Source organism: Actinoplanes teichomyceticus ATCC 31121, from assembly GCF_003711105.1.
Lineage (GTDB): Bacteria > Actinomycetota > Actinomycetes > Mycobacteriales > Micromonosporaceae > Actinoplanes > Actinoplanes teichomyceticus.
This window is the reverse complement of sequence record NZ_CP023865.1, coordinates 7895066-7916284: the sequence shown is the minus strand read 5'-3', so window position 1 is coordinate 7916284 and position 21219 is coordinate 7895066. Positions and strand designations below refer to the sequence as shown.

At 72.8% G+C, this 21219-nt stretch carries 20 protein-coding genes and 1 pseudogene; 15 read left to right on the top strand and 6 right to left on the bottom strand.

Going from position 1 to position 21219, the window contains the following annotated elements; all coding sequences use genetic code 11:
• The first annotated feature begins 63 nt into the window (after positions 1-63).
• From lysS to ACTEI_RS34895, 4 genes are all read left to right on the top strand, one after another.
• Positions 64-1572: a lysine--tRNA ligase gene (gene lysS / locus ACTEI_RS34910; RefSeq protein ID WP_122981531.1), complete on the top strand. Its 1509-nt coding sequence runs from the start codon at positions 64-66 to the stop codon at positions 1570-1572.
• Positions 1573-1676: 104 nt separating this feature from the next.
• Complete coding sequence (locus ACTEI_RS34905) at positions 1677-2033, top strand: histone-like nucleoid-structuring protein Lsr2 (protein WP_122981530.1); 357 nt, start codon at positions 1677-1679, stop codon at positions 2031-2033.
• 372 nt (positions 2034-2405) lie between these two features.
• Positions 2406-4928 carry an ATP-dependent Clp protease ATP-binding subunit gene (locus tag ACTEI_RS34900; RefSeq protein ID WP_122981529.1) on the top strand — a complete coding sequence of 841 codons (2523 nt, stop codon included), beginning with the start codon at positions 2406-2408 and terminating at the stop codon, positions 4926-4928.
• Between the two features lie 131 nt (positions 4929-5059).
• On the top strand, positions 5060-5605 hold the full coding sequence (locus ACTEI_RS34895) for a hypothetical protein (RefSeq protein ID WP_122981528.1): 546 nt from the start codon (positions 5060-5062) through the stop codon (positions 5603-5605).
• A 147-nt stretch (positions 5606-5752) separates the two neighbouring features.
• Here ACTEI_RS34895 and ACTEI_RS34890 read toward each other — a convergent pair whose 3' ends face one another.
• The gene (locus ACTEI_RS34890) at positions 5753-6646 is read right to left on the bottom strand and encodes an HhH-GPD family protein (RefSeq protein ID WP_122981527.1); all 894 of its coding nucleotides are present in this window, start codon (positions 6644-6646) and stop codon (positions 5753-5755) included.
• A gap of 21 nt (positions 6647-6667) precedes the next feature.
• Between ACTEI_RS34890 and ACTEI_RS34885 the strand changes: the two genes are divergently transcribed.
• The 4 genes from ACTEI_RS34885 to ACTEI_RS34870 all read left to right on the top strand — a co-directional run bounded on the left by ACTEI_RS34885 (position 6668) and on the right by ACTEI_RS34870 (position 9029).
• On the top strand, positions 6668-7174 hold the full coding sequence (locus tag ACTEI_RS34885) for a glycine cleavage system transcriptional repressor (protein WP_122981526.1): 507 nt from the start codon (positions 6668-6670) through the stop codon (positions 7172-7174).
• A complete protein-coding gene (gene def / locus ACTEI_RS34880) occupies positions 7171-7674 on the top strand; it encodes a peptide deformylase (protein ID WP_307837874.1) in 504 nt (167 codons plus the stop codon). The genes ACTEI_RS34885 and def overlap by 4 nt, the downstream gene beginning before the upstream one ends.
• 83 nt (positions 7675-7757) lie before the next feature.
• On the top strand, positions 7758-8516 hold the full coding sequence (locus tag ACTEI_RS34875; RefSeq protein WP_122981524.1) for an adhesin: 759 nt from the start codon (positions 7758-7760) through the stop codon (positions 8514-8516).
• Positions 8517-8519: 3 nt separating this feature from the next.
• Positions 8520-9029 carry a 2'-5' RNA ligase family protein gene (locus ACTEI_RS34870; protein WP_122981523.1) on the top strand — a complete coding sequence of 170 codons (510 nt, stop codon included), beginning with the start codon at positions 8520-8522 and terminating at the stop codon, positions 9027-9029.
• Between the two features lie 207 nt (positions 9030-9236).
• On the opposite strand, the gene disA is transcribed toward ACTEI_RS34870, so the two are convergent.
• The 4 genes from disA to ACTEI_RS34850 all read right to left on the bottom strand — a co-directional run bounded on the left by disA (position 9237) and on the right by ACTEI_RS34850 (position 13623).
• Positions 9237-10415 (bottom strand): DNA integrity scanning diadenylate cyclase DisA, encoded by a 1179-nt coding sequence (gene disA, locus ACTEI_RS34865; RefSeq protein ID WP_122981522.1) that lies wholly within the window; start codon positions 10413-10415, stop codon positions 9237-9239.
• 83 nt (positions 10416-10498) lie between these two features.
• On the bottom strand, positions 10499-11923 hold the full coding sequence (radA, locus tag ACTEI_RS34860) for a DNA repair protein RadA (RefSeq protein ID WP_122981521.1): 1425 nt from the start codon (positions 11921-11923) through the stop codon (positions 10499-10501).
• 31 nt (positions 11924-11954) lie between these two features.
• Positions 11955-12701 carry a hypothetical protein gene (locus ACTEI_RS34855; protein WP_122981520.1) on the bottom strand — a complete coding sequence of 249 codons (747 nt, stop codon included), beginning with the start codon at positions 12699-12701 and terminating at the stop codon, positions 11955-11957.
• Positions 12702-12795: 94 nt separating this feature from the next.
• On the bottom strand, positions 12796-13623 hold the full coding sequence (locus ACTEI_RS34850) for a UbiA family prenyltransferase (protein WP_122981519.1): 828 nt from the start codon (positions 13621-13623) through the stop codon (positions 12796-12798).
• 528 nt (positions 13624-14151) lie between these two features.
• On the opposite strand from ACTEI_RS34850, the pseudogene ACTEI_RS34845 reads away from it, so the two are divergent.
• From ACTEI_RS34845 to ACTEI_RS34835, 3 genes and pseudogenes are all read left to right on the top strand, one after another.
• Positions 14152-14907: pseudogene (locus tag ACTEI_RS34845) on the top strand (methyltransferase domain-containing protein); the annotation flags it as partial.
• Positions 14908-15020: 113 nt separating this feature from the next.
• A complete protein-coding gene (locus ACTEI_RS34840) occupies positions 15021-16079 on the top strand; it encodes a type III polyketide synthase (RefSeq protein WP_122981517.1) in 1059 nt (352 codons plus the stop codon).
• A complete protein-coding gene (locus tag ACTEI_RS34835; protein ID WP_122981516.1) occupies positions 16076-16528 on the top strand; it encodes a DUF6023 family protein in 453 nt (150 codons plus the stop codon). The genes ACTEI_RS34840 and ACTEI_RS34835 overlap by 4 nt, the downstream gene beginning before the upstream one ends.
• Positions 16529-16626: 98 nt before the next feature.
• Here the strand turns inward: ACTEI_RS34835 and ACTEI_RS34830 are convergent, their stop codons facing one another.
• Positions 16627-17415 carry a hypothetical protein gene (locus ACTEI_RS34830; RefSeq protein ID WP_122981515.1) on the bottom strand — a complete coding sequence of 263 codons (789 nt, stop codon included), beginning with the start codon at positions 17413-17415 and terminating at the stop codon, positions 16627-16629.
• A 334-nt stretch (positions 17416-17749) separates the two neighbouring features.
• Between ACTEI_RS34830 and ACTEI_RS34825 the strand changes: the two genes are divergently transcribed.
• The 4 genes from ACTEI_RS34825 (at position 17750) to ACTEI_RS34810 (ending at position 21068) form a co-directional block, all read left to right on the top strand.
• Positions 17750-18235, top strand: coding sequence for a CarD family transcriptional regulator (locus ACTEI_RS34825; RefSeq protein ID WP_014447856.1), 486 nt, complete (start codon positions 17750-17752; stop codon positions 18233-18235).
• 44 nt (positions 18236-18279) lie between these two features.
• Positions 18280-19008, top strand: a complete 729-nt coding sequence (ispD, locus tag ACTEI_RS34820) for a 2-C-methyl-D-erythritol 4-phosphate cytidylyltransferase (protein ID WP_122982608.1) — start codon at positions 18280-18282, stop codon at positions 19006-19008.
• A 232-nt stretch (positions 19009-19240) separates the two neighbouring features.
• Positions 19241-19729: a 2-C-methyl-D-erythritol 2,4-cyclodiphosphate synthase gene (ispF, locus tag ACTEI_RS34815; RefSeq protein WP_122981514.1), complete on the top strand. Its 489-nt coding sequence runs from the start codon at positions 19241-19243 to the stop codon at positions 19727-19729.
• Between the two features lie 202 nt (positions 19730-19931).
• The gene (locus ACTEI_RS34810) at positions 19932-21068 is read left to right on the top strand and encodes a hypothetical protein (RefSeq protein ID WP_239082180.1); all 1137 of its coding nucleotides are present in this window, start codon (positions 19932-19934) and stop codon (positions 21066-21068) included.
• Positions 21069-21219 lie beyond the last annotated feature (151 nt).

Genomic DNA, 21219 nt, shown 5'->3' with positions numbered 1-21219 from the left:
ACCGACCGGCCTGAGTAGGCTTTCCAGGTCCTTGCCCCGCCCCACTCCACAGGAAGACGTGCCGTGACCGAGCAGAACACGCCAGCGACCGACCCCGCCGAGGATCTCCCCGAGCAGATGAAGGTCCGCCGGGCGAAGCGGGACCGGATGCTGGCCGAGGGCGTGCCGCCCTACCCGGTCACCGTCCCCCGGACCATCACCCTGGCCGAGATCCGCAAGCAGTACGCGGAGCTGCCGACCGACACCGCCACCGGCGACCAGGTCTCGATCACCGGCCGGGTGATCTTCATCCGGAACGGTGGCAAGCTCTGCTTCGCGACCCTGCGCGAGGGCGACGGCACCGAGCTGCAGGCGATGCTCTCGCTGGACCGGGTCGGCGCCGAGCGGCTGGAGGACTGGAAGCGGCTGGTCGACCTGGGCGACCTGGTCGCGATCACCGGCGAGGTGATCACCAGCCGGCGCGGCGAGCTCTCCGTGCTCGCCGGCTCCTGGTCGATGAGCGCCAAGGCGCTGCGCCCGCTGCCGGTCGCGCACAAGCCGCTCTCCGAGGAGACCCGGGTCCGGCAGCGGTACGTGGACCTCATCGTCCGGCCGCAGGCCAGGGACACGGTGCGGACCCGGGCGACCGTGGTCCGCAGCCTGCGCGAGTCGCTGTTCCAGCGTAATTATCTCGAGGTGGAAACGCCCATGTTGCAGTTGCTGCACGGTGGCGCCACCGCCCGGCCGTTTGTGACGCACAGCAACGCGCTGGACACCGATCTTTATCTCCGGATCGCCCCGGAACTGTTTTTGAAGCGCGCCGTGGTCGGCGGCATCGACCGGGTCTTCGAGATCAACCGGAACTTCCGGAATGAGGGCATGGACTCCACGCACTCTCCGGAGTTCGCCATGCTCGAGGCGTATCAGGCGTATGCCGACTACAACGTGATGCAGGTCCAGGTCCGGGAGTGGATTCAGGAGGCCGCGCAGGCGGTCGCCGGCTCGCACGTGGTCACCCACTACGACGGCACCGAGCTCGACCTGGGCGGCGAGTGGAACACGATCACCCTTTTCGGCGCCATCTCCGAGGCGCTCGGCGAGGAGGTCACCGTCCGGACCGAGCTGGCGCAGCTGCGGCGCTACGCGGAGAAGGTGCAGCTCGGTGTCGACCCCAGGTGGAGCGCCGGCAAGCTCGCCGAGGAGCTGTTCGAGCATCTGGTGCAGCACACCCTGCAGGCGCCCACCTTCGTCCGGGACTACCCGGAGGAGACCGCGCCGCTGACCGCCCCGCACCGGCAGACGCCCGGCCTGACCGAGAAGTGGGACCTGTACGTGGCCGGCTTCGAGCTCGCCACCGCGTATTCGGAGCTGGTCGACCCGGTCGTCCAGCGGGAACGGCTGCACGCGCAGTCGCTGCTGGCGGCCGGCGGGGACGCCGAGGCGATGCAGTTGGACGAGGATTTCCTCCGGGCGATGGAGTACGGAATGCCGCCGACCGGCGGCATGGGAATGGGAATCGACCGGCTCTTGATGGCGCTCACCGGCCTGGGCATTCGGGAAACGATCCTCTTCCCGTTGGTCCGCGCGGAGTAGCCGTCCATCAATTATCGCCCCCGCCATTGACGGGCGATGTGCCCCTGGCGTTATTGTTCTCCCATTGCGTGGGAGAGAACCTGTGTTCGGGAGGATAACGGCGCGTGGCCAAGCAGATCATTCACAAGCTGGTCGATGACATCGACGGCGGCGACGCCGACGAGACGGTGAAGTTCGCGCTCGACGGTATTCAGTACGAGATCGACCTCTCGGAGAAGAACGCCGCCGAATTGCGGGAGGTCTTCGCTCCGTACGTGAGCGCCGGCACCAAGGTGGCCCGCGGCGGTGTGGTCGTCGGCGGTCGCGCGGCGCGCGGCCGGGGCGGTGCGGCCGCGGACCGGGAGCAGAACAAGGCGATCCGGGAGTGGGCGAAGAAGGCCGGGTACGACATCTCCGACCGCGGGCGCATCCCGCAGGAGATCGTCGACGAGTACCACGCGAAGGGCCCGGGCCGGGCCTGACGTCGTAGCGGGCGCCGCGGGCGCCCGGCGGAGAGGGCGTGCCGTGATCGGCACGCCCTCTCCGCGTGCTTCCGGCCCGTCGCCGGGTCTCCCTGAGTACGGTTATCCACAGGGCGGGCAGTGTTGTCCACAGGTTGTGGACCGGGCGGATTTCGCTGTGCGCGTACACGTTCGGGTGGGGGAAGAGCCGCTGAGCGTGCGAAGTTGGCTAAATCAACGTTGCGGATCGTTTCGAGGGGCTGCGAGGGCTCAGCGGATGCTCCGGGCGGCGATAGAGTTACAGCACGGGCATCACCGATGCCCGTGCGCTGGCCCCGCCAGCTGTTGAGACAGGCTCAGCATTGGCGCACGGCACGTGAGGAGCACGAGGGCATGTTCGAGCGGTTCACCGACCGAGCGCGACGGGTTGTCGTCCTGGCCCAAGAAGAGGCCCGGATGCTCAACCACAACTACATCGGTACAGAGCACATCCTGTTGGGCCTGATCCACGAGGGAGAAGGCGTTGCCGCGAAGGCTCTGGAGAGCCTCGGCATCTCCCTCGAAGGTGTCCGGCAGCAGGTCGAGGAGATCATCGGCCAGGGCCAGCAGGCGCCGAGCGGGCACATCCCGTTCACGCCGCGGGCGAAGAAGGTGCTGGAGCTCTCCCTGCGGGAGGCGCTGCAGCTCGGGCACAACTACATCGGCACCGAGCACATCCTGCTCGGCCTGATCCGTGAGGGCGAGGGCGTCGCCGCCCAGGTGCTGGTCAAGCTCGGCGCCGACCTCAACCGGGTCCGCCAGCAGGTGATCCAGCTGCTCTCCGGCTACCAGGGCAAGGAGCCGGCCGCCGCGGGCACCGCCACCGGCGAGGCCGCGCCGTCCACCTCGCTGGTCCTCGACCAGTTCGGGCGCAACCTGACGCAGGCCGCCCGGGAGGGCAAGCTCGACCCGGTGATCGGCCGGGAGAAGGAAATCGAGCGGGTCATGCAGGTGCTGTCCCGCCGTACCAAGAACAACCCGGTGCTGATCGGCGAGCCGGGCGTCGGCAAGACCGCCGTGGTGGAGGGCCTGTCCCAGTCCATCGTCAAGGGCGAGGTGCCCGAGACCCTGAAGGACAAGCAGCTCTACACGCTCGACCTGGGCGCGCTGGTCGCCGGCTCCCGCTACCGCGGTGACTTCGAGGAGCGCCTGAAGAAGGTGCTCAAGGAGATCCGCACCCGGGGCGACATCATCCTGTTCATCGACGAGATCCACACCCTGGTCGGCGCCGGCGCCGCCGAGGGCGCGATCGACGCCGCCTCGATCCTCAAGCCCATGCTGGCGCGTGGCGAGCTGCAGACCATCGGCGCGACCACCCTCGACGAGTACCGCAAGCACCTGGAGAAGGACGCCGCGCTGGAGCGCCGCTTCCAGCCGATCCAGGTCGGCGAGCCGTCGCTGGCGCACACCATCGAGATCCTCAAGGGTCTCCGCGACCGCTACGAGGCGCACCACCGGATCAGCATCACCGACGCCGCCCTGGTGGCCGCCGCGACGCTGGCCGACCGGTACATCTCCGACCGGTTCCTGCCGGACAAGGCGATCGACCTGATCGACGAGGCCGGCGCCCGGATGCGCATCCGCCGGATGACCGCGCCGCCGGACCTGCGTGACTTCGACGAGCGCATCGCCCAGGTGCGTCGCGACAAGGAGTCCGCGATCGACGCGCAGGACTTCGAGCGCGCCGCCCAGCTGCGCGACAAGGAGAAGCAGCTGCTCGGCCAGAAGGCCCAGCGGGAGAAGGAGTGGAAGGCCGGCGACCTGGACGTGGTGTCCGAGGTCGACGACGAGCAGATCGCCGAGGTCCTGGGCAACTGGACCGGCATCCCGGTCTACAAGCTCACCGAGGAGGAGACCTCCCGGCTGCTGCGCATGGAGGACGAGCTCCACAAGCGCGTCATCGGCCAGGAGGACGCGGTCCAGGCGGTGTCCAAGGCGATCCGGCGTACCCGGGCCGGCCTGAAGGACCCGAAGCGGCCGTCCGGCTCGTTCATCTTCGCCGGCCCGTCCGGTGTCGGTAAGACCGAGCTGTCCAAGGCGCTCGCCGAGTTCCTGTTCGGCAGCGAGGACGCGCTGATCCAGCTGGACATGTCCGAGTTCCACGACCGGTACACGGTGTCCCGCCTGGTCGGTGCCCCTCCCGGCTACGTCGGTTACGACGAGGGCGGCCAGCTCACCGAGAAGGTGCGCCGCAAGCCGTTCAGCGTGGTCCTGTTCGACGAGATCGAGAAGGCCCACCCGGACGTCTTCAACACGCTCCTGCAGATCCTGGAGGACGGCCGCCTGACCGACGGCCAGGGCCGGATCGTGGACTTCAAGAACACCGTCATCATCCTGACCACCAACCTGGGCACCCGGGACGTGGCCAAGGCGGTGTCGCTGGGCTTCCAGGCCTCCGAGGCCGAGGAGAGCAACTACGACCGGATGAAGGTCAAGGTCAACGACGAGCTGAAGCAGCACTTCCGCCCGGAGTTCCTGAACCGTATCGACGACACGATCGTCTTCCACCAGCTCCGCCAGAACGAGATCCTGCAGATCGTCGACATCTTCACCTCGCGTATCGAGGGCCAGCTCAAGAACAAGGACATGGGCCTGGAGCTGACCGACAACGCGAAGAAGTACCTGGCGAACAAGGGCTTCGACCCGGTCCTGGGCGCCCGGCCGCTGCGCCGGACGATCCAGCGGGACCTGGAGGACACGCTGAGTGAGCAGATCCTCTTCAACGAGCTGCGCCCCGGCCAGATCGTGGTGGTGGACTGCGAGGGCGACCCGGCCAACGTGGAGAAGTCCAAGCTGGTCTTCCGAGGCGCCGACCGCGGCGTGTCGGTGCCCGACGCGGTGCCGGCCGACCTCGGCGCGACCACCGGCGAGGAGTGACCCGCTGACGTAGGGCGCGACGGCCCGGCTGCGAACGCAGCCGGGCCGTCGCACGTCGTACCCCGGTACGACCGTGGGTGCGTACCGTGGGGTGACGCCGTCCGCCCGAACCGCCCCATAGGTTCCCGGCCATGACGACGAGCATCGACCGGCGACCGTTCCGGGGCATCGCCCAGTCCGTGCTCTACTGCGCCGGCCTGCCGATGATCAGCGCCGCGAGCCTCGGACTGACCCTGCTCGGGCTGACCGCTAGCGCCGTCCAACTGGCCAACGGCTGGCAGAGCCGGCTGCCCCACCCGGCCACGCTGCCCGAGCGCCCCGCACCGGCCGCCGGGAACGCCCTGGCCGGGTTGCTGCTCGGGTTGCTGGCGCTGATCCCGCTGGGCGTCGGGATCCTGTTCGTGGCGCGCGGCGTGGGCTACGGATGGATCGATCCCGGTCCGTACGACACCTCCTGGGGCGGCCCCGGACGTGGCCGGGCCTGGGCGGCGCACCTCCTGGTCGGTGTCGCGCTCGCGGCGGCCGGTATCGCCGCGCTGGCCGGCATCGCGGCGCTGCACCGGCGGTGGACGGCGCGACTGGCCGGCGAGCCGGGCGGCGCCTGGGTGCTGCCGGTGGCGGCTCTGGCCGGCGCGGCGGGGGCGCTGTTCCTCGTCGCCTGGCTGCGGCAGATCTGATGCGCCGCTCCGGCGTGCGCGGCCGCACCCGGCGTCACCGCGACAGGCGCGCCACGGAGGGACCGCGCGGCGGGCGCCGCCCGGTGCGGCCGGCCCGGGAAGCGGGAACGGATCGGGGCGCGGCGGGGGAGGCCGGCGCCGGTACCGTCAGAGGGTCTGGATCTCACCCCGGGGCGTGTCCCCGGCGAGGATGAAATCGGCGCCGAACCGCTCCACCAGGCCGTCCTCGACCAGCCCGGCGAGGGCGCGGGCGCGCTGCACCTCGTCGGCCCAGACCACGTCCAGGCGTTGCCGGGGGACCGGGCCGGTCGCGTGCCGGAGCACCTCCAGCAGCAGGCCACGGACCTGCCGGTCGGTGCCCGCGTAACGCTGCGGCTTGCGGCTCGGCCCGGCCGGCAGCGGCTCGCCGGTCAGCCGCCACGCGCAGACCGCGTGGAACGGGCAGTCCACGCACTTCGGCGCCCGCGCCGTGCAGACGATCGCGCCGAGCTCCATGAACGCGATGCTGGCCCGCGCCGCGCGGGCCGGCTCCTGCGGCAGCAGCTCCGCCATCGCGGTCAGGTCGGCCGCCGTGGTCGCCGGGCCGGCGTCCGGCCTGCCCTCGACCACCCGGGACACCACCCGGCGCACGTTGGTGTCCACCACCGGGTGCCGCTGGCCGTACGCGAAGGTCGCCACCGCACGAGCGGTGTACGTCCCCACCCCGGGCAGCGCCAGCAACTGGTCGAGATCGTCCGGCACCCGGCCGCCGTGCCGCTCCACGATCGCCCCCGCGCAGGCGTGCAGCCGCATCGCCCGCCGTGGATAGCCGAGCCGGCCCCACATGCGTACCGCCTCGGACTGCGGATCGGCGGCCAGCGCGGCCGGGGTGGGCCAGCGCGTCATCCAGGACCGCCAGGCGGGCTCCACCCGGACCACCGGGGTCTGCTGGAGCATCACCTCGCTGACCAGGACACCCCAGGGGGTGGTTTCCGGCTGCCGCCACGGTAGGTCACGGGCATGGGTGTCGTACCAGTTGATGGCTTCGTCCGCGAGAGTCATAGCAGGACTTACTGTAGGCGGGTGGATGAGCTCGCCATCACCGTCATCGGGCCGGACCGGACCGGGATCGTCGCCGACGTGGCCGAGGCGCTGGCCGCCGTCGGCGCGAACCTGAGCGACTCGACGATGACCCGGCTGCGCGGCCACTTCGCGATGACCCTGATCTGCACCGGGCCGGGCGCGGCCGAGGTGCGGCAGGCGCTCTCCGGCCTCGGCCCCGGCCTGCTCGCCACGGTGCGGGCGGTCGGGCCGGAGGCGGACGGCGTGGTGCGCGGTGAGCCGTACCTGGTGAGCGTGCACGGCGCGGACCGGCTCGGGATCGTCGCCGCGGTCACCCGGGTGGTCGCCGCCGCCGACGGCAACATCACCGATCTCACCACGCGGCTCACCGGCCCGCTCTACGTGCTGGTCGCCGAGGTGGACCTGCCGCCCGGGCGGGCCGACGAGCTGGCCGAGCGGCTCGCGGTCGCCGGGGCCGAGCTGGGTGTCGACGTGACGCTGCGGCGGGCCGAATCGGAGCTGCTGTGACCGTGCTGACCGTGGTCACCGCGCCCGCGGCGGTGCTCGGCACGGTCGCCGAGGAGGTCGACCCGGCCGATCCGGAGATCGTCCGGCTGGCCCAGGACCTGATCGAGACCATGCGGGTCTCGCCCGGCTGCGTGGGGCTGGCCGCGCCGCAGGTCGGCGTCCCGGCGCAGGTGTTCTGCGTGGACGTGACCGGGCATCCGAAAGCGGCCACCACGCACGGCACGTTCGCCCTCTGCAACGCGAAGATCGTCGAGGCGAGCCGGTGGCGGCTCGGCCGGGAGGGGTGCATGTCGGTCCCCGATCTGACCGGCGACGTCAAACGGGCCGCCCGGATCGTGGTCGAGGGCCGGCGACCGGGCACCGGCGAGGCGGTCACGATCACCACGGACGCGTTCGAGGCGCGCGCCCTGCAGCATGAGATCGATCACTGCGCGGGAAAGCTGTTCCTCGATCGGGTGGCCGGTGCGCACGCGATATACCGGCGCAAGGTCTACCTATAACGAGCGGTCCGCGTTCTTGGTGTCGGTTATCCGGCGCGTCGCGCGCAACGCCCGGCGGATCCGGGTTTACGGTGGGCCACATCATGCGTACGACGGTTGGTCCCCTCCCACCCGCGGTCTACTGGCGGCGGCGTGCGGTCGTGCTCGGCGCCCTGCTGCTGGGCATCATCGTCTGGTTCGTGGCGTGCTCGCACGAGGACGGCAGCAAACCGGGCACCAAGAACGCGTCGTCGCAGTACCCGACGCCGGCACCCGCCTCGCACCCGGCGTCGGCGTCCGCGTCGGCTACCCCGGATGCCGACGGGCTGCTCGACAGCGCGCCGGCCGGCGGTCAGGCGTACCCGGACCCGGACGGCGTCCAGACCCAGTCGACCGGCGACGGTGACAGCGGCCTGCTGCCCCCCAACGGCACCGGGGCGGACACCAACGTCAATGTCCCGGGGGCCGGCTCCTGCACGGACACCGAGATGTCGGTGACGCCGATCCCGGCCACCACCAAGCTCCGGCGCGGCGCGCCCCTGGCGATCACCATCCGGATCAAGAACGTCGGCACGCGTACCTGTACGCGCGACGTCGGAGCCGAGGCCCAGGAGCTGTACGTCGAGCAGGGCGTCCAGAAGTACTGGTCGTCCGACAAGTGCAACCCGGTCAAGGGCAACGACGTGCAGTCGTTCGCGCCGGGCGCCGAGCGGGTCTTCAACATCACCTGGAACGGGCGGCAGTCCAGCACGTGCACCGGGGCGGTCCCGGCCGGAGCCGCCCCGCCCGCCGGGGACTACCAGCTGCGCGGGCGGCTGGACCAGATCATCAGCGACCCGGTCGCCGTGACGATCAACCCCTGACGGTTGGTCGCCGCGCTGGAGCTCTACCTGGACGTCGACGCCACGCGCCGGGTCCGGACGCTGTGGCGGGCCCTGGAGGCGGAGGGCATCCCCACCCTCGGCTCGCTGCACCAGAAGCACCGCCCGCACGTGTCGCTCGCCGCGGCGCGCGCCATCGATCCGGACGCCGCGGGCGCCGCCCTGGCCGGCCTGACCGTCGGGCGGGGGCTCACCCTGCGGATGGACTTCGTCGGCCAGTTCGTGGGGCGGGTGCTCTGGCTCGGCGTGACCATGTCAGCGGAGCTGATGGCCCATCACCGGACGGTGCACGACCGGCTGGCCGCGGGCGGGGTGGCGGTGTGGGAACACTACCTGCCGGGGCGCTGGGTGCCGCACTGCACGGTTTCGCTGCGGGTGCCGAACCCGATGATGGCCCCGGCGATCCGGCGCTGTCTGGAGATTCTGCCGCTCACGGCGAGCGTGACCGGCGCGGCGATCGCCGACCACGCGCGCGACATCGCCCATCCGGTGTGAACCGGCCCCGGCAGCCCGCCTCGCGGGATCACGGTCGGTGAATACGCCCGTCCCCGGCAGCCCGCCTCGCGGGATCACGGTCGGTGAATACGCCCGTCCCCGGGGGCACGTCCGGGTCACCGGACCGCGCCGGGTGACCGGCCGCGCCGCGGCGTACGAGGCGGCGCGACCGCGCGGATTCCCCCGATCGAGGCGATCCGGGGACGGTCAGACGTAGCGTTCCAGTATCGACGCCTCGGCCAGCCGGGACAGCCCCTCGCGCACGCCCCGCGCCCGGGCGTCCCCGACCCCCTCGACCGCCTGCAGATCCTCCACCGTCGCCCCCAGCAGCCGCTGCAGGCTCCCGAAGTGGTCCACCAGCCGGTCCACGATCTGCGCCGGCAGCCGGGGCACCTTGGCCAGCAGCCGGAACCCACGCGGGGACACCGCCGCGTCCAGCGCGTCGGAGGCACCCGGGTAGCCGATCGCCTTGGCCACCGCGACCAGGTCGATCATCTCGGTCGCGGTGAGCAGGTCCAGCTCGACCAGCGCCTCGTCCAGTGTCCGCGCCTTGCGCCCGGACGGCAGGTAGTCCCGGATCACCAGGGTGCGGTCCGAGTCGACGCCGGCCATCAGCTCGTCCAGCTGCAGGGCGAGCAGCCGGCCGTCGGTGCCCAGCTCCACCACGTAACCCGAGATCTCGTCGGCGATCCGGCGGACCATCTCCAGCCGCTGCACCACCGAGACCGCGTCGCGCACGGTGACCAGATCCTCGATCTCCAGTGCGGAGAGTGTGCCGGACACCTCGTCCAGCCGCAGCTTGTAACGCTCCAGGGTGGCCAGTGCCTGATTGGCCCGGGACAGGATGGCGGCCGAGTCGTCCAGCACGTGCCGCTGCCCGTTCACGTAGAGCCCGATGATCCGCATCGACTGGCTCACCGAGATCACCGGGAAGCCCGACTGCTTGGCCACCCGCTCGGCGGTGCGGTGCCGGGTGCCGGACTCCTCGGACGGGATGGACGGGTCGGGCATCAGGTGCACGGCCGCCCGGACGATGCGGGTGCCGTCGCTGGAGAGCACCACGGCGCCGTCCATCTTGCACAGCTCACGCAGCCGGGTGGCGGAGAACTCCACGTCCAGCGGGAAACCACCGGTGCAGATCTGCTCGACGACCGAGTCGTAGCCCAGCACGATCAGGGCGCCGGTGCGGCCGCGGAGGATCCGTTCCAGGCCGTCGCGCAGCGCGGTGCCGGGCGCCATCAGGGCGAGGTTGGCCCGGAGCGGATCGCTGGCGCCCCCGGTCAGGCCGGCGCCCGCGGCCGGGGTCACCGCGCGGTGGCCCGCGCCGTTGACGCCGGGGCGCGGCGTTGAACTGGCGGACTTGGAACCATCGCGGTCGAGCGGCACCGGTACAGTCTACGAACTGTCATCCGCAGCAACGAGGCATGGTTCGATGAATGCTCCGTAGCGTGATGATTCGTCACGGTGGGTCACCGAGTGGCATGATCCGCGGAAGCCCGCGCCGCGCTCTGCAGCGCCGAACGCAGGTCGCCGACCTCGATCACCTCCATGCCCTTGGGCGTGCCCGCCTCGCTGCCGCTGCCACAGCCCGGCGGCACCAGAGCCACCCGGAACCCGAGCCGCGCCGCCTCGGCCAGCCGCCGGCCGACCGCACCGACCCGGCGGATCTCCCCGGTCAGCCCGACCTCGCCGATCGCGACCAGCGTCGGCGCCATCGCCAGGTCCAGCCCGCCGGACGCGACGGCCAGCGCCATGGCCAGGTCGGCCGACGGCTCGACCAGCCGGATACCGCCCACGGTGGCCGCGAACACCTCGCGGTTGTAGAGCTTCAACTGCTTGGTGCGGCGCTCCAGCACGGCCAGGACCATGGCCAGCCGGGCGCTGTCGAGGCCCGACACGGTACGCCTCGGCGAGCCCTGGACCTCCGCCCCGATCAACGCCTGCACCTCGGTGACCAGCGCCCGCCGGCCCTCCATCGCGACCGTGACGCAGGTGCCCGGCACCGGCTCCTGATAGCGGGTCAGGAACAGCCCGGACGGGTCCGGCAGGCTGCTGATCCCGCCCTCGTGCATCTCGAAGCAGCCCACCTCGTCGGCCGCGCCGAACCGGTTCTTCACCCCGCGGACCAGGCGCAGCGAGGAATGCTTGTCGCCCTCGAAGTGCAGCACCACATCGACCAGGTGCTCCAGCACCCGGGGGCCCGCCACCTGACCGTCCTTGGTGACGTGACCGACCAGGACGGTGGCGATGCCACGCTCCTTGGCGATCGACACCAACGCCGCGGTGACCGCGCGGACCTGGGTCACGCCGCCGGGCACGCCCTCGGTGCCGGGCGCCGAGACGGTCTGCACCGAGTCGAGCACCAGCAGGCCGGGCTTGACCGCGTCGAGGTGGCCGATCACCGTACCCAGATCGTTCTCCGCGGCCAGGAACAGGCGCTCGTGCAGCGCGCCGAGCCGCTCGGCCCGCAGCCGGACCTGGCTCACCGACTCCTCGCCGCTGACCACCAGCGACGGGGTGCCGGCGCCGCTCGCCCACTGCTGGGCCACATCGAGCAGCAGGGTCGACTTGCCGACGCCGGGCTCGCCGGCCAGCAGCACCACCGCGCCGGGCACCAGGCCGCCGCCGAGCACCCGGTCGAGCTCACCGACCCCGGTCGGCACGGCCCGCGCGGGCGCGGCGCTGATCTGCGAGATGGGCCGGGCCGGCTCGGCCGGCATCCGGGAGCTGACCACCCGGCCGGAGACCAGGGGCGCCGACACCGTGGACTCGATGATCGAGCCCCACTCGCCGCACTCCGGGCAGCGGCCCAGCCATTTCGGTGGCTGATGGCCGCAGGCGTCGCAGACGTAGGCCGGCCGGGCTGCCTTGGAACTGGTACGCGAGGTCGTCACCCGGCCAAGTTAGCCGCCGGGTACGACATCGTCACTCGCTCTCGATGTCCTCACCCTCGTTGCCCGGCGCGCGGGAGGCCGGGGACAGCGGGATGGCGACCGGGACCTGGATCTCCAGCGGCGCGCTGCCGTTGCTGAACTGCAGCACCAGGTTCACCGACATGCCCGGCTTCAGCGCGTCGCTGAGCCCGATGACCTGCAGCGGCTGCCGGTCGGTCGGCCGGAAGAGGGCGGAACCCAGCGGGGCGATCTTGATGTTGGCCGGGGTCACCTGGGCAGCCGCGGGCGCCGAGGCCGGCTGCTCCGCGGCGCCGGGCTGGACGGAGACGCCCGGCTGCGGCGCGGTCGCCGGCTGCGACGGCGACGCGCTCGGCGGCTCCTCGCCGGGGATCTCGGTGGCGTTGGCGGCGGACGGCTGGTTGCCGGTCACCGGGGCCGCCGCGCCCACCGTGCCGACCTGCCGCGCCGAGACGACCTGCGGCTGGTCCGTCGGGCGGCTGCTGATGGTGACCGTCAGCTCGGTGGTGGTCTGGTTGTAGAGGCTCAGCTGCAGCGGAGCGTTCGCGTCCTTGGCGTAACCCTCGAGGCCGTTGTACTGCACCGTGGCGTCACGCACGAAGACACTGTCGTCGGCGGAATTCGCGTCCACACCGACGATCGGGGTGTCCAGCATGGCGGTCTCGGCGACCTGCCCGGCCGAGCACCCCGCCAGCGCGATGACAGCGACCGTGGCGGCACCCGCGACCAGGGCGGCGCGACGGGTTCCGAGCGAGCGCATCACGATCCTCCAAAGAGAGACACCAAGGTGTGTGATCAGCCTAATGGGCGGCAAACGGCCGCGCGCGCCGACCCATCCATCCGGCCGTGGCGGGTCACACCACCGGCCCGCTGGAGATCAGCAGCAGGACGTCGATCAGCGCCACCCCGATCACCGCGCGGAACAGCGCGACCGGGCGGCCACGGGCGCGGCGGGTCGCGTACCAACCGATCGGCAGGACCACGGCGGCGACCGCGCCGGCCGCCCACCCGGACCACGACGGCGCCCCGGGCGGTCCGAGGACCAGCGTGGCCGTCGCGGCCAGCAGGAGCGCCGCGGCGGCCAGCCGGGACGCGCCGGCGCCGATCCGGTGCGGCAGCCCACGGATCCCGGTCGCCGCGTCGTCGTCCAGATCGGGCAGCACGTTGGCGAAGTGCGCGCCGGCGCCGAGCAGCGCGGCCGCGGCGACCAGCCAGGCCGGCGGCGCGGGATGCCCGGGCAGCGCCACCACCACGAACGCCGGCAGCAGCCCGAAGGCCACCAGATAGGGCAGCACGGACAGCGGCGTGGACTTCAGCGGCCAGTCGTAGAGCAGCCCGAACACCGTGGCCAGGGCGATGGCCACGGTGGCCGGCGCGCCGAGCGCAAGCGCCGCCAGCGGCGCGGCCAGGGCCGCGGACAACCCCGAGATCCCCACCGTACGGCCGGCGACCGCACCGGAGGCGATCGGCTTGTCGAGCCGTCCGGTACGCCGGTCCCGGTCCGCGTCCAGCCAGTCGTTCACCCAGCCGACGGCGAGCTGGCTGGCCGCCACGGACAGGATCACGCAGAGCAGGCGGACCCCGCGGTGCCCGGCACCGAACGCGAGCAGGCTCATCGCCACGGTGACGGCGGCCCCCGGCTCCGGATGGGACGAGCGCAGCAGGGCGAGCGGACGCAGCATGTCAAGCAGTCTGCGGGTGATCCGGCGCGGCTGCCATGCGGTGGCCGTAGCGCCCGTCGGCGTTTCCGCAGCGAGTGTGTCCCGTGACGGTCCGGTTCCCGGCAGCGAGTGTGTCCCGTGACGGTCCGGTTCCCCGCAGGGACTGTGTCCCGTGACGGTCCGGTTCCCGGCAGCGAGTGTGTCCCGTGACGGTCCGGTTCCCGGCAGCGAGTGTGTCCCGTGACGGTCCGGTTCCCCGCAGGGACTGTGTCCCGTGACGGTCCGGTTCCCGGCAGCGAGTGTGTCCCGTGACGGTCCGGTTCCCGGCAGCGAGTGTGTCCCGTGACGGTCCGGTTCCCCGCAGGGACTGTGTCCCGTGTCGGTCCGGTTCCCGGCAGCGAGTGTGTCCCGTGTCGGTCCGGTTCCCGGCAGCGAGTGTGTCCCGTGTCGGTCCGGTTCCCGCAGGGACTGTGTCCCGTGACGGTCGGGTTTTCCACAGCCAGGCGCGTCCGGTGGTGGGTGCGCGGCAACCGTGCCAGGCTCGATCACATGCTGTCGATCCGGCGGAACGATCCGCGCCAGTACGACGCCCTGGCCGACGAGTGGTGGCGGCCCGGCGGCGGGTTCGAGCTGCTGCACTGGCTCGCCGCGGCCCGCGCCGGGCTGATCCCGCCCGCCCCCGGGCCGGGCCGCGTGCTGCTCGACGCGGGATGCGGCGGCGGCCTGCTCGCCCCGCACGTCCGCCACCTCGGCTACCGGCACGTCGGCGCCGACCTGCGGCCCGCCGGGCTGCTCCGGGCGGCCGAGCGCGAGGTGCTGCCGGTCGCCGCCGACGTGGCCGCGCTCCCGCTCGCCGACGCCATCGCGGACGTGGTGGTGGCCGGTGAGATCCTGGAGCACGTCACCGATCTGCGTGGCACGGTCGCCGAGCTGTGCCGGGTGCTGCGGCCGGGCGGCCTGGTGGTGCTCGACACGGTGAACGCGACCGCGCTCAGCCGGTTCGTCACGGTGACCCTGGGCGAGCGGTTCGGGCTGGCGCCGGTCGGGGTGCACGACCCGGCGCTGTTCGTCGCGCCGGCGCGGCTGCGGTCCGAGTTCGCCCGGCACGGCGTCCGGCTGGCTGTGCGCGGGGTGCGGCCCAGCGTTCCCGGGCTGGTGCGGTGGCTGGCGGCACGGGGCGCCCCGGACGGCCGCCCGCTCGGACGGATGGTGCCCACCTTCTCCACCGCGGTCCTCTATCAGGGGATCGGGCGCAAACCCACCGGCCGTCCGCCCGCGGCGGCGTCGTCCTCCGACACGGCCGCCGGTGGTGGTCGCGGTGCCGCGGTGCGCCCGGAGCCCGGGGCCTGCTCGGACGGCGGCGCGTCGCCGCCCGGGTCCGGCCGCGTCGCCCGGCCGGCCCGAGGGTCGGGGGCCTGATGCGTGCGGTGCTCAGCGGGATGGGCGTGGCGTTGCCGCCCTCCGCCGTGCAGGACGAGTTGTGGGAGGGCTTCTTCGCGCGGCACTACGCGGGCGGCCGCAGCGGCCTGGCCCGGCGGATCTTCGCGAATTCCGGGGTGGTCACCCGGCAGGCCGCGGTCAGCCCGCTGCTGGAGGACGTGTCGAGCTGGTCCACCGAACGCCGCATGCGTCGCTACCAGGACGAGGCGGTGCCGCTGGGGCGCGCCGCGGTCGAGCGGGCGCTGGCCGACGCCGGGCTGGCCGCGTCCGAGCTCGGGCTGTTCGCGGTCTGCTCCTGCACCGGGTACGCCACGCCCGGGCTGGACATCCTGCTGGCCCGGGACATGGACATGTCACCGAACGTGCAGCGCCTCTTCGTCGGACACATGGGCTGTTACGCGGCGTTGCCGGGGCTCGGCACGGTCAGCGACTTCGTGACCGCTCGCGCGCGTCCCGCGCTGCTGCTCTGCGCCGAGCTGACCAGCCTGCACATACAGCCCGCCGGCACCGGAGCGGCGGACGTCCAGCAGATCGTCTCGCACGCGCTGTTCTCCGACGCGGCGGCCGCCGCGGTGCTCACCCCCGGCGGAGCGGGCTACGCGGTACGCGAGATCGCCGCGGTCACCGACACCACCACGGCCGGGCACATGACCTGGGAGGTCACCGACCTGGGCTTTCGGATGGGGCTGTCCCCGCAGGTGCCCTCGGTCCTCGCGGCCCACGTGCGCGCGCTGGTCGACGACCTGCTCGGCCGGCACCGGCTGACCATCGGCGAGGTGGACGGCTGGGCGGTGCACCCGGGCGGCCCGAAGATCCTCGACGTGGTGCAGGAACGGCTCGGCCTCGACGACGCGGCGCTGACGGCCTCCCGGGAGGTGCTCTCGGCGTACGGGAACTGTTCCTCAGCCACCGTGCTCCTGGAGGTGGAAGCCCTGCGCCGCCGGGCGCGGCCGCCGCGCCGGATCGTCGTGCTCGCGTTCGGTCCCGGTCTCACCCTCTACGGCGCGCTGCTCGAATTCTCTACAGTCGCGGAGTGAGCAGCGAACGGGAGCGCGGCCTGATCCTGCACGGCCTGGCCGCCCTGCTCGTGGTCGCGGGCGGGATCTGGTGGTGGCGGGCGGCGCCCCGCGCGGAGTCCGATCCCCGCATGTTGAACTGGCGGCTCGCCGCCGAGCAGCTGCTGCCCGAGACCGAGGAACAGGAGAAGTCGGACACCCTGGCGCTGAACGCGGAGGACGAGTTCTCGACGGTCGAGGACCTGACCGGCGGCGCGTTCCTGGTGTCCGTGGTGTGTGCGGGGCCGGACGGCAGCCGGGTCCGGGTCAGCCTGGGCGACGACGAGTCGGGGCGAGGGCTGCCCTGCTCCGGGCCGCGCACCCCCGAGGTGTTCAGCGTCGCGGTCGGCACCCGGTTGTTCCTGCGCGTCGTGGCGGACGAGTCGGGCCCGCTCGTCTTCCGCTACACCCTCCAGCGCGACCCGAACTGACCCCGTTCCCGCGTGGCGCGCAACCGAGCGCAGCGTGCCGTCGCCAGCGCGGCTCGCTCCGGCGCGCCGCCCCGGGTGGGCGACGCGATAAGCCGGGCTCAGAGGCGTTCCAGGTCGGCCTGGATCGACTTGACCGAGACGACGTGCGAGAAGGTGCGCAGGATGGTCCCGGTCCGGTTGACCAGGATGGCGGCGGCGGTGCCGTCGGGAGCGGTCAGGCCCAGGTGGTCGCGCAGGGCGCCGGCCGGGTCCTGCAGGTAGCGCACGTTCTTGCCGTCGGCGCGCGGGGGCTGCGCGGTGGTCAGCCCGCTCTCCGGGACGGCGTCCGAGGGGACGGCGGCCGAGGGCGCGGCGGTGGAGACCGCGAGCACCGCGATCTCCGGCCGGACGGAGCCGACCGTCTCGGTGACGAGTCGGTCGCAGTCGCAGCCGTCGGTCAGGATGACTACCACGGGTAGTTGCCCGCGCAGGGGCACGGCGTGCCCGTCGGCGGCGAGCAGATCGAGCGCGGGCAGCGTGGTGCTCGGCGCCGGGGTGCTGCCCGAGGTGCGCTGGGTGGCCGGTTGCCGGGGCGGTCCGGGCCACGTCGACGCGTACAGACTGGCCACGGTGACCAGGATGGCCATCGAGACGATCAGGACCGGGGCGCGCAGCAGCAGGGCGCCGAATCGGCGCAGCCGGCGCACCGCGGGCCGGCGTGCGAACCGCTGCCAGCGGTTGGGTGGCGGGGCCAGGTGCAGCTCGGCGCGCACCGCCTCCACCTCGTCGGACAGCTCGGACAGATCGTCCGGGATGACGATGACGCCCCACTCCTCGGGGAGGTCGGGCAGTTCGTCCGAGGAACCGCCGTCCGGCGGCCAGCCGCCGTTGTCGCTCGCGCCTGCCATGACTCACCTCCCCCGTGACTGACCAGATCTTGCTTTGGTCGGGGAACTTCCGTCCAGCGTCTCGCACGCTACGCCGCATCGCCAGTGATGGGGCGGTCCCGACCGCAGCGATACGCTGGATCTCGCAAAGCCATCAGGTCCGGAAATTCCGACTCGTTGGCGGGAGCGGTGACTCGCCGGTCACTTTGCGTTACTTAGGCAGCTTCCCGCTCTGCTGTCAAGCAGTAGAAAGCCCCGTCACAGGGCCTCTGAGCTGCACTAACAGTGACCGTCAGGGCGAGACACCGTCGCCTGAGCGTGTTACCCTAGACACAGCGAAAGGGGTTTCGAACCTATGGTTTTCAGTGTCGGCGAGACCGTTGTTTACCCCCACCACGGGGCCGCACTCATCGAGGCAATCGAGACTAGGGTCATCAAGGGCGTTGAAAGGCAGTATCTCGTTCTGCGTGTCGCCCAGGGCGATCTGACGGTTCGGGTGCCCGCTGAGAACGCCGAGGAAGTCGGCGTGCGCGAAGTGGTTGGCGAGGAAGGCCTGGGCAAGGTCTTCGACGTCCTCCGCGCTCCGCACACCGAGGAGCCGACCAACTGGTCGCGGCGCTATAAGGCCAACCTGGAGAAGCTCGCTTCCGGTAACCCGCTCAAGGTTGCCGAGGTTGTTCGCGACCTCTGGCGTCGCGAGCGGGAGCGCGGTCTCTCGGCAGGGGAGAAGCGCATGCTCGCGAAGGCCCGCGACATCCTGGTCGGTGAGGTGGCCCTCGCTGAGAAGAGCACCAAGGATGAGGCTGAGGTGCTGCTCGACAAGGTCCTCACCGAGGCCTGATCCACCGACGTATCACGCACAGCACCATGCCCGCCGACCGCGACGTGACCGCGCAGCTCAATGCTCGCGGTGACGTCGCGGTCGTCGTTCCGGCCGCGGGTGCCGGGGTCCGGCTCGGTCCGGGTGCGCCCAAGGCTCTGCGTCTGCTCGACGGTGAGCCGCTGCTCGTCCACGCGGTGCGGCGGCTCGCCGCGGCGGCGTCGGTCCGGATGATCGTGGTGGCCGCCCCGCCCGCCGACGTCGACGCGGTGCTCACCCTGCTCACGCCGGTGGCTCCGGTCACCGTGGTGGCCGGCGGCGCCGACCGGCAGGAGTCGGTGGCCGCCGCGCTCGCGGCCGTTCCCGACGACGTTCCGATCGTGCTGGTGCACGACGCGGCCCGCTGCCTCACCCCACCGTCGGTGGTCGAGCGGGTCGCCGCCGCGGTCCGGGACGGGGCCGACGCGGTGATCCCGGTACTTCCGGTGGTCGACACGATCAAGGAAGTCGACGCCGGCGAGACCGTGCTCGGCACGGTGGACCGCGCGGTGCTCCGGGCGGTGCAGACCCCGCAGGGTTTCCGGGCGCCGGTGCTGCGGGCCGCCCACGCCGCAGCCGCCGACTCGCACACGGACGACGCCGGCGCCGTCGAGAAACTCGGCACCCCGGTCCGCTGCGTTCCCGGTTCCGATCTGGCGTTGAAAATCACCCGTCCGATCGATCTGGCACTCGCCACCCACCTCCTCACCCTGCCGGACCCGGACGCGCCGCAGGCCGCACCGCCCGGTGCGTGATGAGCGGTACCGTCCTGTGCCGCCCTGCCGGGCCGGGCTGCGTCGCGGGCCGCGTCCGGTGGGTGACGAGCGGTACCGTCCTGTGCCGCCCTGCCGGGCCGGGCCGCGTCGCGGGCCGCGCCGGTGGGTGACGAGCGGTACCGTTCTGTGCTGCCCCGCCGGGCCGGGACGCGTCGTCGGCGGCGGGTGACCAGCAACGTGCCCGGGACCCGCCGGTGGCTAGGGTGACGGCGTGATCATTCCGCGGGTGGGCATCGGAACGGACGTGCACGCATTCGACGATGAGCGGCCCTGCTGGGTGGCCGGGCTGCAGTGGCCCGGGGAGCCCGGACTGGCCGGTCACTCGGATGCCGACGTCGCCGCCCACGCGGCCTGTGATGCGCTGCTGTCGGCGGCCGGGCTCGGTGATCTGGGCAGCAACTTCGGGACCAGCCGCCCGGAGTGGGCGGGTGCCGCCGGGGTGATGTTGCTGGCCGAGTCGGCGCGCCTGGTGCGGGCTGCCGGGTTCGCCATCGGCAACGTCTCGGTGCAGGTGGTCGGGAACCACCCGAAGATCGGCAAGCGCCGGGCGGAGGCGCAGGAGGTGCTCTCCGCCGCGGTCGGGGCTCCGGTGACGGTGGCCGGGACCACCACGGACGGGCTGGGGCTCACCGGTCGGGGCGAGGGGTTGGCGGGGATCGCGGTGGCGATGGTGTACCCCGAGGCCGGCACGGCCGGTTAGGCACCGGCCCGGGCGCGCGGGTGGTGCTCGCCGGACTCCGCGACGACCCGGTCGGCGGGACCGGTGACCGGCCGGGAAGCGTTCCGGCCCGGCGACCCCGATCCCGGGCCGCAGCCGGTGACCGGCCGTGAACCGCGCCTCCGGTCGTGCGGGCTCACCCCCGGCCCATGTGATTTACAGGTAGACCGCCTACGCTCCGACTGTGCCCGCCCCCATGGAGTCCGACACCACGCCGGAGGAGCACCGCCAGCGTGCGCTGTTGCTCGCCGACCTCGGCCGCTACGACGAGGCCGCCGAGGAGATCGCGGCCGGTCTGAGCGCCGCGCCCAGCGCCACGCCCGACGAGTGCGCGCTGCTGGCCACGCTGGCCCGCATCCACCTCGCCGCGGAGCAGCCGGTCGAGGCGCTGGCGGCCGCCGAGCGGGCCGCCGCGACCGGGCCGGCCACGGTGGCGCCGCTGGTGGTGCGCGCGATGGCGCTGACCGACAGCCGGCGGTTCGGGGAGGCGGCCCGGGTGGCCGGCGAGATCCTGCGGACGTGGCCGGAGGATGCGTACGCGCAACGGACCGGCGCGGCGCTGCTCAGTGAGTCGCGCAACGGTCAGGAGGCGCTCAACGCCGCGTGGAACGGCGTCCGGATCGCGCCGACCGAGGCGGAGGCGCACCTGGTGCTGGCCGTGGTCGCGGCCCGGCTGCGGCTGTTCGACCTGGCCCAGCGGGCATATGCGGAGGCGCTGGAGCTGGACGCGACGATCGGGGATGCCGGCCAGGACGTGGGCATCGTGCGGCTGGAGCGGCGGCGCTGGGCCCGTGCGCTGGAGGAGCTGGCCGAGGAGGCGTCGCTGGGCGTCCCGCCCGCTCAGGCGCCGCCGGAGGACCGGCCGGAGGAGCCGGCGGTGCGTCCCGCCCCGTCGAACTGGTCCGAGCCGCCGGCGGTCAGCCGGCCGCGCAAGCCGGTGCTGGACGTCTCCGCCGATTCGGCCGGCGCGGTGCTCCAGACGATCCGGTACGGCGCCAACGGCACCCTGGTCGCCGCCGTGCTCACCGCCGCGATGACGCTGGTCAGTGTCGGGATCTCGCGGGTCTGGGCGGGCCTGATCGGCGTCCTGGTCTTCGCCGCGGTGGTGCTCTGGTTCCGCAGCCGGCCGGCCGAGCCGGTGGGCATGGTGCTGTCCCGCCTGCGGGCCGGTGACCGGTGGCTGGCCGCCGCGCTGTACCTGACCTTCGCCGCGCCGCTGTTCCTGGTGGCCTACGCGGCGGTCGGCGGCCTGCCCACGTTGATCGGGGGCATGGTCCTGGCCGCGGTCGCGGAGCTGGTGGTGCTGCTCGGCCGCCGGTGACCGCGCCGCGCCGCCGTCCTGGCCGGGCCCGCCACAGGGCGGCCCGGGGCCGGACGCGGAGCCGGGGCCGGATGCGGAGCCGGGGCCGGACGGGCGTGCCGGGGCTGGACGGGCGTGCCGGGGCCGGACGGGCCTGCCGGGGGCCGGGGCC